The sequence below is a fragment of the Neobacillus oceani genome, assembly GCF_046237595.1.
Classification (GTDB): Bacteria; Bacillota; Bacilli; order Bacillales; family Cytobacillaceae; genus Bacillus_D; species Bacillus_D oceani.
Genome location: NZ_CP143543.1, coordinates 3726483 through 3739849, shown reverse-complemented (window position 1 = coordinate 3739849; position 13367 = coordinate 3726483). Strand labels below are relative to the sequence as shown.

The following is a 13367-nucleotide window of genomic DNA, read 5'->3' as shown; positions in this document are numbered from 1 at the left end:
TTTCAAGTAGGTTGTTGCATTCATGTATGTAATCCTGTAGCAAAATTTACAGGATTTTTTATTTTTTAAGGAAAATTTAAAATTGATCCTTATGGATAACTCGAAACAAGTTATTGTAATCCAGCTCCACAAGGAAAGCTACGGCAGCTTAGCATCGCACGAAGGAAAAGTGTTTTTCTTTTCCGAGGAGAGCCTAGCCCCTCGAGGTCATAAGCCGGTTCCCTCCGGAGGGCAGGCCCGTCCTCGGAAATCCTCAATTATGCTACCGCATAATTTCGTGCGATGTAAGTTCGCTGAAGCCTTCCTTTGTGCTCGCATTTCCTTCGTGCGTGGGCGAATTCAGGGATGCCATTCAGTGTCCTGCGGGCCTCGTCTTATGCTGGTCGGGGCTGACCACTAAGGAAATCTCCTTGGAATAATCATCGCAGGGACAAGCGGTTTTTGCTTGTCGCGAAATCGCTTACGCATTTTGTTCTTGCCAATTTAGTGCGATTGATTATTAAAAATTTTAAATTGGAGGTAAGATGGCCGCTCGCTTCGATACCCTCATTCCCTTTTATACTCAAAAGCGTGTATGAGATCTTCATGGCCCTCGTAATAATCTTCCGAAACAGTAGATTTCTTTTTTAGGTTTCTAGTTTCTCTATCTATCACTCTAGGATTTCATTAGGTTCTTCAACATAAGTGCTGGTTTATAAATTTTCTCTTTTTTATAGATGATTGGAGCGGAAGGCGCGAAGACTCGTTCGAAAATGCTACGCATTTTCTCCTGCGGTGCATTTTCGGGGAAGAATATTCAACGTCCTGGCCGGGACAAGCTGGCTAGGGGAGACCCCGCAGGCATGGGTTTCGCCGAGGAGGCTCGTGGACTGCCCGCGGAAAGCGTAGTGCCTGTAGCGTAAATAATAATATTTTCAAAAACCACTTTTTGTGGTGAAGAGCCTTTTATTATAATTATAGTAATAATTATCCAAATAGTGCATTTTGGGGGTGCTGAGAGATGAAAAACAAATCAAAGTATTATCTTGCTTTATTGCTCTCATTCAAGCTAATTCTGAACCTCATAATACCTGTATCGGCTAGTACAGCAGGTACGCAAGCTTACCAAGTTGCTACACCTGAACAGCTTAGGGATTTATTGGTTCAGAAAATGAAGGAAAGGGCAAAATCCATAGAGATTCAATACACTGGTAAACCGCTGCTCGGACAAAACCAGCCCTATCTTCTAGTCGAGAATTATACTAAGAGGATTCCTGAATTGTCCTTTCTGAATGAAACTTCAAGTTTCACCATCGCTGATCATGTAGTGGACGGCTATTGGGATATGAAAGTTTCCTTCCATTACGATAATACGAAGGAAGAAGAAGCATTTGTCTTTCACAAAGCTGATACCGTTTTAAAATCTATTTTAAGAGTTGGCATGTCAGAGGAAGAGAAGCTGGAGGCCATCGCAAATTATATATACGAGAATGTGGAATATGACCACGATCAAGCAAATTACAATACTAATCCCATTAGCCAAACATCCTATGGTGCCGCGAAATATGGGTTGGCTGTCTGTGAAGGGTACAGTGAATACGCACAAATCCTCTTCGAAAAGGCGGGATTAACTTCTTACCTTGTAGGTGGGTTAGTTGGCCCTATAGGACACCAATGGAATCTGGTGAAAATCAACGGTGTCTGGAGGCACGTCGATACCACCTGGCACACGCCTGAACAGCCTTATATAAATCACACAACCAATCAGTATCTTGTGGAAGGAAGGAGTTGGAACTACCAGGACTTCCCCGCAACCCCAGATAGCCCGCCTATCAATCCGCCTGTTATTATTGGGAAGGCGGTCCAACCTAAAGCAGAAGTGAAGAGGTTGGAAGGATATACATTGATCGAAATAACAGGAGTGGAGCCAGGGGATACGTTAGTCTTGTACAATGAGAAACGGAAGATGTGGTTCTATAAAGAGATATCTCCAAATGATTTGGATTTCTATAGGTTAAATGGCCAAGGTCATTTTCGTTTATACCTTGAAGACCATTTCAACAACTTATTTGATTATCAGGGAACTTTTTATTTATCCAGGGTGACTGAGGACACCTATGAAAGTGACTTGACCTTCCTTACCTATGATTTTCGGGTAAAAACAATGCCTATCCCGCTAACGACGGTTCGAATCCACAATAACTTTTCCGAATACGATGTGATTAAGATAAATCATTCATTTTCAAATTCAGGGGACGTACACCTTTACAATGAAAAAGGGGTACTCGTTGATACCAGTATGGTTGTAAAAGGACCTAATGAAATCTCTTTTTATGTAAAGGATATTGAAGCCCTGGGAAAAGTGATTTACCTTAGTGCGAAAGAATACAACGGAATAGAAAGTACAAAAACAGAGATACCGGTCCCACCGTCAACAAAAAGCAAAGCTCTTACCAACAATAATTTTACTTTTACCTTAGATGGTACAAACGGAATATTCGCCATGAAGAATCTGAGCTCTAATGATGAATTTATCATTTATGACGGAGCGACGAAGAGAGTGCTATCAAAAGGAAAAGGGAATACCCGGGCAGTAATCAAAAATTTATCTAGTTATAAACAAGTTTATCTGACTAGAAAATCATCTAATCAACTGGAAAGCAGTCCTTACACCTACACGCTTCCAAAGCCGCCTAAATCAAAGGCATTGACCAGTAAGAATGTAAAGGTTACCAAAGCCGATAAGAGGGCAAAATTCACGTTCACCAATATTCCAAAGAACGCAGTGATCACCCTCTATGATGGAACGACAAACAGGAAAATCACCAGTTTCAGTATAAAGACTAATTCACATACCTATTACTTGGCAGATTCCAAAAAATATAATAAAGTCCATGTGAACATTACTGAAACCGGTAAGGCAGCAAGCCCAAATTATACGGTATCCATTCCACATTAATATGGTAGGATCGGTGCAAGGGAACCCCTATGGAGTTCCCTTTAATTCGTGGACAAAGGTATCTGGCATTATGAATGTTTTTGTTGAATTCTTAACTCAACGTTGCAAGAAAGTTGAAGAAGGAATTTGTAATGAAAATTGAATGATTTGTTTCATATAAAATATGAGAAGGTTTTGATTTGAGTTAATTAGTATAAAGGAGGAATCAATTTGAGTGAACTTAATCTGATTAATACTTACAAAAACGAGCTTCAAAGAGCTGCACATTTGATTGTACATCCATTAAATGTTGCAGCTCAATCCTTTAATGTTTTCTTATAAAAAGTTTTTTTAAAAATTTAACAACAGGTCAGATAAATCTTTTATTCTGCTATGTCTAAAATTATATAGAAAATACTCCTGTTTTGTTGGAGTTATTCTTAAAAGACCGGCGGAACGAAGCAGTAACAAATGATGATGGATATTCCCTTTTGTCATCCCCATCAATTGAACAAGTTCGGTGAATGTTTTACTTTCTTCTTTCATACTACTAAGAATTTGCAATCGTTTATCATCCGCCAAGGCTTTGGTAATAAGCAATGTTTCATCCCTGCCATCCATTAAACAAGGATAAGTAAGAATTACTTTTTCATTGAAAATATCGATTAAAGATAAAGGTCGAAAATGCCAGGTAGGAACAAGAACAACTTCGGAAACTTGTGAATTTTCGATATTGAACCCTTTCGTTATCGCTTCAATTTCACTAAAGGGATGATCTTTTAGTGCTGATACATCAACATTCTTAATATTATGGGTTAAAATTGGAGATACCATTTCCTCAATATCTATAAAATATTCCTGATACCATTTTGATATTATCAATAGATGATTTTTCCTCCTCCTATCTAAGTCATTCGGCATTCCCTTTTTTTCGCTCACATAAGGTGCCAATAACTCGTACATTTCCCCTAATGGTAGTTCAGAAAGCCATAAGTGATATCCTTTAAAATCTTTATAGGGACAATGTTGAATTAAATGCACTGATAAGTCTTCAAAATGCAGATCAGCAAGCTCTGTTATTTCCTTATGTAATTCCTTGGATATTTTACTTTTAGTTTCTTCATACCAATCTTTTGAAATAGCTAAGTATTTTAGGTGTGTTTGTCTTTTGTAAAGTGACAGGCTAAGAAGCACTTCATAAACTATTGAGTCAAGAACCTTAATATTCATAAAAACTTCTCCTTAAAAAATATTAATTTAAGTTTAACATATATTGACTCGAATTTATAGTTCAATTAATATTGAACTATAAGAGGAGGAGGAATATGGAAATGTATCAAACTGAGGAAATAGTAGATATTGTTTATGGGCAAACAGCTGAACGTGAGCTTAAACTCGATATCATTAAACCAGTGGCGTCGGAGGAACTTTTCCCTGCTATTATTTATGTGCACGGCGGAGGATGGATGGCAGGTGATAAAAGGAAAGTAGGTGGGGAATGGAATGCCTCTTTCTCGAAATATGGGTTTGTATGTATTAATATTAATTTTCGGTTGAGTGGAGAGGCAATTTTTCCAGCTCCATTACTAGATGTAAAAGAAGCTATTCGTTGGGTTAAATTAAATGCAAAAAACTATAATATTGACGAAAATAAAGTGGGCATTTGGGGACATTCATCAGGAGGACATTTAGCCACTCTAGCAGCATTGAGTGCAGATCATCCTGAATTTGCTTCAAAGGGACAGGTCATCTCGGAAAAGGTTAATGCGGTTGCTACCTTGGCAGGCCCAGTAGATTTACTTGCAATGGGAGGATGGCATAATAATCCGAATTCTCCAGAATCAAAATTTCTTGGAGGAAGTGTTCAAGACCAAAGTGAAAGGGCAAAGCTAGCAAACCCTACTCATTATATAAATGGGCACACACCACCTGTATTAATAATCCAAGGAGATTATGATGAAATCTGTCCTGTTCAACAAAGTCAGCTTTTACATAAACATTTGCCAAATTCATCATATCTCGAGATAAAAGGGGCAGATCACGATTTTGTAGGTGGTGTATTAACTTTAGATGATGTTTTAAGCATAGTAAGGTCATTTTTTGAAAGAAATCTTAAAATAGGTTTAATTAATGAGGAAGAGCTGGTTAAACATCGTGAAGAGGTTAATAAAGTGATGAATTGGTTTAAAGAAAACAGCAAATAGTGTTTTTGGATGAAGTAATATCATTTTAACTTGGCATCCAAACTGGTATGAATTAGACCAAACTATAATTATTGGTGAAAGAGATTATTTCTATTTAGATAAAGATGGAAAAGCGTTCGCGAATGATTTAGTTTCCTCTGAAGACAAAGAAGTTCGCGGGGAAATCATACAGATTACTCATCGGGAGCTAGGAGAACTGTTGGGCGTACTGACGATTGGTTTAACCTATAAATTCTTTTTTAAAGATGGTACATTCATTCAAGTAGATGCAGAAGAAAATATAGGTGAGATTGAGTATCCAAACGATATTAAAGTAACTGATTGGATTTTTAATGTGGAATTAAATGTTCTTGAGGTGACCGGTTTGTCATCTCTAGAGAGAGCAAATAGAACAAAGAAACACGAACGATTAAGGCTGGAAAAGGAAAGAAGAGAAAGGTATAAATGCTTGTTGAACATTGATAATTTATAGTGCTTGTTCAAAAACGATGCGGTGATCCATAAAGGATTACCGCATATTTTGTTGAACTTCTTTCTAAAAATATGAAAAAAAGGAAACAGTTTGACGTTTCAATCGTTTAAAGAATATAAGTTGCTTTAAATTGAAAAATTTGGGGCTAAGGGAAAAGGAAGGAGTTGAAGGCGATGTTAAATTCTTGGAAAAGACCTAAAATTAAAATATTGAAAACGAAGAGTGAGTGGATTTGGGACATCATCGGGTATTCATTTTATTTAGGCTCGCTAATCTTTTTAATCTACAATTGGAATGGGCTTCCTGACGAAGTTCCAGCACATTACAATGGGTTGGGTGAAGTAGACCGTTGGGGTTCAAAGATGGAACTTTTTATATTGCCCATAGTAGGTGCATTTATAGCATTATTAATGCAAGTGTTTGAAAAATTCCCGGAATCACACAATTATCCAGAACGCTTAAATAAAGAGAATGCTAAAGAGTTCTACTTAGTAAGCCGAAAACTGGTGAATCAATTAAAAAATATTTGTCTAATCATCTTTGCATTCATCTTAATTGAATCAGTTTCAATTGCATTAGGCATGGGAAACGGATTGGGAGTATGGTTTCTACCAATAGCAATATTAAGTGCCCTAATCCCGATTGTATTAGGAATAATTAAACAAAAAAAGATTAGATAAATAAATCATTAGAGTAATAATTTCTTATTAACAGTGTAAACAATTACACTTAAAGTAACGGTGCTTTAGTCCAAGAAGGATTAAAGCGCTTTTTTGTTGAATTTTTTATAGAGCGTAGGATAAACGGCTAAAGGAATTGAAATTTGTTGAGGATAAAGATGGGATTAGTTTTATGCCTTAAGTGGGAAAAGAGCATGGACAAATTCTTTATTTTAAAAGTAAAAGGGAAGGCATAAATGAATGGGACTCATACCTGATTCGATCCTTGAAGAGATACTTAAAGAATATGGCATAAACTCTCCAAGAATTTCATTAATAAGACACAATGAAAACATCACTTATAAGGTTACTGATTTAACTATTGATCATTCCTATTTATTTAGGGTGCACTATCCTATTACAAAGAATTTAGAAGGATTACAGCATTCAAAAGAAGGGATAATTTGCGAACTAAGATTACTCCAAAAAATATCAAATGAAACAGGATTATTAGTACAAGCGCCATTACAGAATCGTTCTGGGCTGCTTACCACTGAACTCAATTGTATAGGTGACCATACGACCTATTGTTCTGTAGTCAAATGGATTGATGGGCGAAGCTTGCAGAAAGAAGATTTTTCTGACCGTGATTTAATTTATCGCTTAGGAGTTCAAATCTCTCTTTTACATAAATTTTTTAAGGACTATAACAAGACTCCTAATGATATTATTCAATCACGACCACATTACGGAAGAAAAAAGAATGAAATGATGTTGAAGCAAATTTTTAGGGGCGTAGAGAAGGGATTATTCCGTCAATACGAATACGATATAATCGTTCAGACCTTTGAATTAATAAATGCCCGTCTATTTGGTAACAAGGAGGACCCAGATGCTTGGGGAATCATTCACGGCGATTTACATATGGGCAATATACTTGTAACCGAAAATAGGGACATCGCATTTATTGATTTTGGGCTTTTTGGATATGGCCACTATCTATTAGACGTGGCAATGGGTGCATTGAATTCTACTCCTCAGACTAGGGAGTTATTCTTGGAAGGTTATTTTGGTAATGGAACATATTCACGAGATGTGTTGAACATTATTGAAGGGTTTATACTCTTATCGATTTTTGGATATTATGCTTTTCATATGGAAAATAAAGAGGTTCATCCTTGGATCAAAGAACGGATGCCATTGCTTTGTAAAGTAAACTGCCAGCCCTTTTTAAAAGGTGAAAGTATCCTATACAACTTTTAATAGGAATTGTGGAGTTCTCTAAAACTAATCCAACCAGTAAGAATGTAAAGGTTGCCAGAGCCGATAAGAGGGCAAAATTCATGTTCACCAATATTCCAAAGAGCGCTGTGATCACTCTCTATGATGGAACGACAATTAGGAAAATCACTAAGATCTGGACCGTTTAAACTGAAGTTCACAGGGTAATCAAGAAAATGTAACAGGTTGTAGGTAGTGCAATCGTGCAAAAGTATTTACTCGCCATGCGGATCTATTTATCCTTAACAACTATGATTAAACAAGACAGGAGATGATTTTGATGGGAAACCCACGTCTAACCGACCCACGTAAGAAATTTTATACGGAAAAATTCCCTGATCAAGAACAGGATACTCCAGCGATACAAAATAAAATGAGGCCGAAACCTGACTGCGGAGAAGAGTCATATAAAGGATACAATCGCCTGGAAGGGCGCAATGCCTTGATTACCGGTGGCGATTCCGGGATTGGCCGTGCGGCCGCCATAGCCTTTGCTCGCGAAGGCGCCAACGTGGCCATCCAATTCTTCCCTGGTGAAGAAGAAGATGCAAACGAAGTAAAAGAATTAATTGAAAGAGCTGGCAGAGAAGCATTGCTGCTGCCGTATGACTTGCGGGAGGACGGCGCTGCGACAGAGATTGTCACAAAAACAGTGGAAGTTTTTGGCGGATTGGACACACTCGTATTAAATGCCGCGCAACAAATCGCACAGCCATCCCTAAGTGATTTAACAATGAAGCAAGTGCATGACACCTTCAAAGTAAACATCATCAGCATGTTTGAGACCGTAAAAGCGGCCGAAGAACATCTGGAACCAGGAAGTGCGATTATCACCACGACATCGGTTCAGTCTTTCGATCCATCTTCATCTTTAATGGATTATGCCTCCACAAAAGGTGCGATAAGCAACTTTACGGTTACCTTGTCCACGTACTTTGCTTCGAAGGGTGTGCGTGTCAATGGAGTAGCACCAGGACCAATTTGGACGCCGCTGCAGCTCGATAATGGAAAATTGGAGGGGCAAATCCCTGAGTTTGGCCAAAACTATCCCCTCGGCCGTGCAGGACAGCCGGTAGAACTGGCGCCGGTTTACGTTCTTCTTGCCTCTGATGAAGGAAGTTATATCACCGGACAGATTTACGGGGTGACAGGCGGCAAGCCAATAGACTTGTAAACTGCATTATGAGCCGAGCAATTTCCCTCCCTTATCAGTGATGTTCCACCGAATCCTTTATTATTACTGGGAAAACCTAATAGACAGTGGACAAACAGCTTATGCATAGATATTGAAAAACGAAATAAATGATATGCCCCCTACAGTTGGTGTTTTATGCCTAACTTTAGGGGGCGTTTTTTTAAAAGTAAGATTCACCTAAACGGATGGCCAAGAGGTCTTCACCTCGGTGTAGAGCACCCACAGAGAAAAGCTCATAAGGTTGTGGCCAAGTATGGATAAATAAGTACTAGTATGTAGCCTTCTATCTATTATAATTCTCATAATTATTTTTGGGTGATTACAATTTCACTTACAACTGGAGCGTAATTTTAGAAGATTGCGGTCCTTTTTTGTTGAACTTCTTTTTGAAGAAGTGGTAGGTTTGTGAAAGCAGCACTACATAAAATAACCTCTTTATGAAAGGGAGTTAGGGAGAAACTATTAGTGAAAAAACAGCTGTCTTATTGTATCCGCAATTCAGCGAATCGAAGACCCTGAGGATCTGGACAGCTACTTAAGGCGTACTTACAAGGAGAAATAAGATGATTCGATTTGAACAAGTTTCAAAAGAATATACCAATGGAACGTATGCAGTGAATGCCTTGGATCTCGAGATAAAAAAAGGCGAAATTTTTGTTCTCATTGGTCCGAGCGGATCCGGGAAAACCACTACCTTAAAGATGATTAATCGGCTCATTAGCCTAACAAAAGGAACGGTTTGGATCAATGGCAAGAAAATCAGTGATTATGATATTAATGAGCTCCGCTGGAATATAGGATACGTGCTTCAACAGATTGCCCTGTTCCCGCATATGTCAATAGCCGAAAATATCGCAGTTGTTCCAGAGCTATTGCATTGGGATAAGCAGAGAATTGCAAATCGTGTGGATGAGTTGCTTACTTTAGTAGGCCTTAACCCTGTCTCCTATCGAAATCGAAAGCCGAGTGAACTATCAGGCGGACAGCAGCAGCGAATTGGAGTAATACGGGCCTTGGCGGGAGACCCGGAGATTCTCTTAATGGATGAACCGTTCAGTGCCCTAGACCCCTTTAGCAGGGAAAAACTACAGGACGATCTGCTTAACATACAGCGTGAAATTAAGAAAACGATTGTTTTCGTTACCCATGATATGCGAGAAGCTTTAAAATTAGGCGATCGCATCTGTGTGATGAAGGAGGGGGAAATTGTCCAAATCGGCACACCAAACGAACTTTTAACCAACCCAGTGAATGATTTTGTAAGAGAATTTGTAGGAAGCGGACGTAACTTGACAATTAAGCTAGAAGATTTGATCATACCTATTTCGCAATGGGCCGATACCCCATCTGGAGAGAAAGCGATTTCCATTTCCGCTGATTTAGATGAGGTACTGGAGAAATTGATGAATACCGATTCTTTGCCTGTAAAGCACAACGGAGAAGTAATTGGAATAGTAAACAGACAGCATGTGCTGAAATATTTAGCAGATTATGTGAGGAAAGGCGGGCGGGAACATGAATAACTTAGTGCACGCCTTTACCGAACGGAAGTGGCAGCTTATACATGCTTTGATTCAGCATATTGAAATATCGCTAATTGCCCTCTTTTTCGCTATATTGATCGCTCTGCCTTTAGGGATTTATCTAACCCGGAAACCAAAAATTGCCGAATATATTATCGGTTTTACTGGCGTCTTGCAAACGATCCCTTCCCTGGCACTGCTGGGATTGCTCATTCCGTTGTTTGGAATCGGCACAATACCTGCCATTATCGCATTAGTCATTTACGCATTACTACCATTATTACGAAATACTTATACAGGTATTAAAGAAGTAGATCCATCGATACGCGAGGCAGCACGTGCAATGGGAATGAATAGACGAAAAAGACTTCTTAAAGTCGAAATTCCATTGGCTATGCCGGTCATCATGGCAGGTATTCGTACGGCGACCGTATTAATCATTGGTACTGCAACAATTGCCGCTTTAATTGGAGCGGGTGGATTGGGCGATATTATCCTTCTTGGAATCGACCGAAATGATTATTCACTCATTGTTTTAGGTGCAATCCCTTCTGCTTTATTGGCTATCATATTTGATGGCCTGCTTCGTCAATTTGAAAGACTTTCTTTTAAAAAATTAATGGTCGGGGTTGGTACTTTTACTTTGCTAGCCTTGCTTATCATAGCATCAACATTCTTTAACAAAGGAGAACAAAAAGATCTGGTCATTGCTGGTAAATTAGGGTCAGAACCTGAAATTTTAATCAATATGTATAAATTGCTCATCGAGAATGATACAGACTTGCAGGTTGAATTAAAGCCTGGACTGGGCGGTACATCTTTTGTATTTAACGCATTAAAATCCAAAAGTATTGATATCTACCCTGAATTCTCCGGAACGGTCATCGCCGAGTTTCTAAAAGAGCAGCCAGTCAGTACGGATAGTAAAGAAGTATACAAACAAGCCAAAGACGGGATTTCGAAAAAGCTGAATATGTCATTTCTGGAGCCGACTCAATACAATAATACCTATGCACTTGCAGTTCCTGAACAATTCGCGGAGCAATATGATTTGCAAAAGATTTCTGACCTGGTTAAAGTCCAGGAGCAAATCAAAGCCGGATTCACTCGCGAGTTTACGGACAGACAAGACGGCTATCCCGGTCTAATAAAAATATACAACGTAAGATTCAACTCTTTGACTACCATGGAGCCCAAGTTGAGATACAATGCCGTAAAAAGCGGTCAAATCAATCTTGTTGACGCCTATTCTACTGACAGTGAGCTGGAACAATACAATCTCAGGGTTCTTGAAGATGATAAACATTTCTTCCCGCCCTATCAAGGAGCACCTTTATTGCGAAAAGAAACGGCAGACAAATATCCTGAGCTTGTAACAGCACTAAACAAGCTTGCCGGAAAGATAACCGACGATGAAATGCGGAAAATGAATTATGAGGTAGCTGTAAAAGGGATGAAACCTGGCACTGTAGCAAGGAACTTCCTGAAAAAAGAAAACCTAATAAAAGATTAAGTGTAAACTGCTTGCTTTTAAGGAGTCTGTTTCTGCAGACTCCTTTATTAGGACACCCGCGGGTAATCTTGCCGGACACCCCGGGTAATCTTGCCGGGCACCCCGGGTAATCTTGCCGCCCCCCCGGGTAATCTTGCCGGACATCCGGGTAATCTTGCCGCCCCCCCGGGTAATCTTGCCGGACACCCTGATAATCTTGCCGGACCCCCGGGTAATCTTGCCGAACCGCGGGTAATCTTGCCGGACACCCGATAATCTTGCCGGACCCCCCGGGTAATAAAGCCGAACACCCGGATAATAAAGCCGAACACCCGGATAATAAAGCCGAACACCCGGATAATAAAGCCGAACACCCGGATAATAATGCCGAACCCCCTGGGAATACAGAAAAGCAGTGGATTCAAATCGCATCCACTGCTTTCATTTTCCTTAATATACTCTATCACCATTAAAAATGGAGTTCTTTACAATTGCATAGTCGACGTTCCGAATGGCGGATAGCTTGTTGCCTCCAGCATACGAAATCGATGATTGAAGGTCCTGCTCCATTTCAACGAGCGTGTCCTTGATCGGGCCCCTATACTCAACATGCATTTTCTTGCCTTCGACGTTCTTTCTTTCCCCTTTTTGAAATTCGGAAGCCGAGCCGAAATATTCTTTATAAAGCTTTCCGTGAATTTCAACTGTTTCTCCAGGTGATTCTTCATGGCCGGCAAAAAGCGAACCAATCATGACCATTGACGCTCCGAAACGGACCGATTTCGCAATATCGCCATTTGTACGGATACCGCCGTCAGCAATAATTGGTTTGCTCGCGGCTTTTGCGCACCATCTAACCGCAGCCAGCTGCCAGCCGCCGGTTCCGAAGCCTGTTTTAATTTTCGTAATGCAGACTTTCCCAGGTCCAATTCCAACCTTTGTCGCATCCGCACCCGCATTTTCCAGTTCCCGTACTGCCTCTGGTGTTCCAACATTGCCTGCAATCACGAAGCTTTCAGGAAGAAGCTTTTTAATATGCTTTATCATATTTATGACCGAATCGGAATGGCCGTGGGCAATATCAATTGTAATGTACTCAGGAATTAAGTGTTCCTCTGCCAATTGCTCAATGAATCGATATTCGTCTTCTTTTACACCGACGCTAATTGAAGCATATAAACCGCGAGCTTTCATATCTTTTACAAAATCAATTCGCTTCTCCGGCTGAAAACGATGCATGATATAGAAATAGTTGTTCTCTGCCAATTTAATAGCCAGGCTCTCATCAATAATGGTTTGCATATTTGCCGGTACTACCGGCAGCCTAAACGTACGACCGCCAAAAACTACAGATGTATCACATTCAGAACGGCTTTTTACAATCGATTTCGCCGGAATAAGCTGAATATCCTCATAATCGAAAACAGTATCCATTTCCTAAACTCCCCTTTCAAGTCGTAAAGAAATAAAACAAGTTAATTTCCATTGCGTTTTAGATTTTAAACCACAATTATCAGTTTAATAGACGAATGATTTATTGTCAATAAACCAAAATGTTCGTGAATTAATCGTTTTTTTATTAATTCGAAAATTTTCCGGTTGCGGCGATTTTATTGTAAAAATA

The 13367-nt window shown here is 39.5% G+C and carries 10 protein-coding genes; 8 read left to right on the top strand and 2 right to left on the bottom strand.

The window, feature by feature from the left end; genetic code table 11:
• Positions 1-1000 precede the first annotated feature (1000 nt).
• The gene (locus V1499_RS18890; RefSeq protein WP_409271618.1) at positions 1001-2938 is read left to right on the top strand and encodes a transglutaminase domain-containing protein; all 1938 of its coding nucleotides are present in this window, start codon (positions 1001-1003) and stop codon (positions 2936-2938) included.
• A gap of 330 nt (positions 2939-3268) precedes the next feature.
• On the opposite strand, the gene V1499_RS18885 is transcribed toward V1499_RS18890, so the two are convergent.
• Complete coding sequence (locus V1499_RS18885; protein ID WP_409271617.1) at positions 3269-4147, bottom strand: ArsR family transcriptional regulator; 879 nt, start codon at positions 4145-4147, stop codon at positions 3269-3271.
• A gap of 95 nt (positions 4148-4242) precedes the next feature.
• Here V1499_RS18885 and V1499_RS18880 point away from each other — a divergent pair, with 95 nt between their 5' ends.
• The 7 genes from V1499_RS18880 to opuFB all read left to right on the top strand — a co-directional run bounded on the left by V1499_RS18880 (position 4243) and on the right by opuFB (position 11764).
• Entirely contained in the window at positions 4243-5121 is an 879-nt protein-coding gene (locus V1499_RS18880; protein WP_409271615.1) for an alpha/beta hydrolase fold domain-containing protein, read from the top strand.
• Between the two features lie 199 nt (positions 5122-5320).
• Complete coding sequence (locus tag V1499_RS18875; RefSeq protein WP_409271614.1) at positions 5321-5593, top strand: hypothetical protein; 273 nt, start codon at positions 5321-5323, stop codon at positions 5591-5593.
• A gap of 173 nt (positions 5594-5766) precedes the next feature.
• A complete protein-coding gene (locus V1499_RS18870) occupies positions 5767-6273 on the top strand; it encodes a DUF1648 domain-containing protein (protein ID WP_409271613.1) in 507 nt (168 codons plus the stop codon).
• Positions 6274-6513: 240 nt separating this feature from the next.
• Complete coding sequence (locus V1499_RS18865; protein ID WP_409271611.1) at positions 6514-7515, top strand: phosphotransferase enzyme family protein; 1002 nt, start codon at positions 6514-6516, stop codon at positions 7513-7515.
• Between the two features lie 298 nt (positions 7516-7813).
• Positions 7814-8707, top strand: coding sequence for an SDR family oxidoreductase (locus V1499_RS18860; RefSeq protein WP_409271609.1), 894 nt, complete (start codon positions 7814-7816; stop codon positions 8705-8707).
• Positions 8708-9291: 584 nt separating this feature from the next.
• On the top strand, positions 9292-10251 hold the full coding sequence (gene opuFA / locus V1499_RS18855; RefSeq protein ID WP_409271608.1) for an osmoprotectant update ABC transporter ATP-binding subunit OpuFA: 960 nt from the start codon (positions 9292-9294) through the stop codon (positions 10249-10251).
• Positions 10244-11764: an osmoprotectant update ABC transporter permease/substrate-binding subunit OpuFB gene (opuFB, locus tag V1499_RS18850; protein WP_409271606.1), complete on the top strand. Its 1521-nt coding sequence runs from the start codon at positions 10244-10246 to the stop codon at positions 11762-11764. Before opuFA ends, opuFB begins: the two co-directional genes overlap by 8 nt.
• A 429-nt stretch (positions 11765-12193) precedes the next feature.
• Here the strand turns inward: opuFB and guaC are convergent, their stop codons facing one another.
• Positions 12194-13177 carry a GMP reductase gene (gene guaC, locus V1499_RS18845; RefSeq protein WP_409271604.1) on the bottom strand — a complete coding sequence of 328 codons (984 nt, stop codon included), beginning with the start codon at positions 13175-13177 and terminating at the stop codon, positions 12194-12196.
• Positions 13178-13367: the final 190 nt, after the last annotated feature.

What these genes read in the sequence shown, in the direction of transcription:
- V1499_RS18890 (WP_409271618.1), top strand. Translation starts at nt 1,001, where the DNA reads ATGAAAAACAAATCAAAGTATTATCTTGCTTTATTGCTCTCATTCAAG.
- V1499_RS18885 (WP_409271617.1), bottom strand. Translation starts at nt 4,147, where the DNA reads ATGAATATTAAGGTTCTTGACTCAATAGTTTATGAAGTGCTTCTTAGC.
- V1499_RS18880 (WP_409271615.1), top strand. Translation starts at nt 4,243, where the DNA reads ATGGAAATGTATCAAACTGAGGAAATAGTAGATATTGTTTATGGGCAA.
- V1499_RS18870 (WP_409271613.1), top strand. Translation starts at nt 5,767, where the DNA reads ATGTTAAATTCTTGGAAAAGACCTAAAATTAAAATATTGAAAACGAAG.
- V1499_RS18865 (WP_409271611.1), top strand. Translation starts at nt 6,514, where the DNA reads ATGGGACTCATACCTGATTCGATCCTTGAAGAGATACTTAAAGAATAT.
- V1499_RS18860 (WP_409271609.1), top strand. Translation starts at nt 7,814, where the DNA reads ATGGGAAACCCACGTCTAACCGACCCACGTAAGAAATTTTATACGGAA.
- opuFA (WP_409271608.1), top strand. Translation starts at nt 9,292, where the DNA reads ATGATTCGATTTGAACAAGTTTCAAAAGAATATACCAATGGAACGTAT.
- opuFB (WP_409271606.1), top strand. Translation starts at nt 10,244, where the DNA reads ATGAATAACTTAGTGCACGCCTTTACCGAACGGAAGTGGCAGCTTATA.
- guaC (WP_409271604.1), bottom strand. Translation starts at nt 13,177, where the DNA reads ATGGATACTGTTTTCGATTATGAGGATATTCAGCTTATTCCGGCGAAA.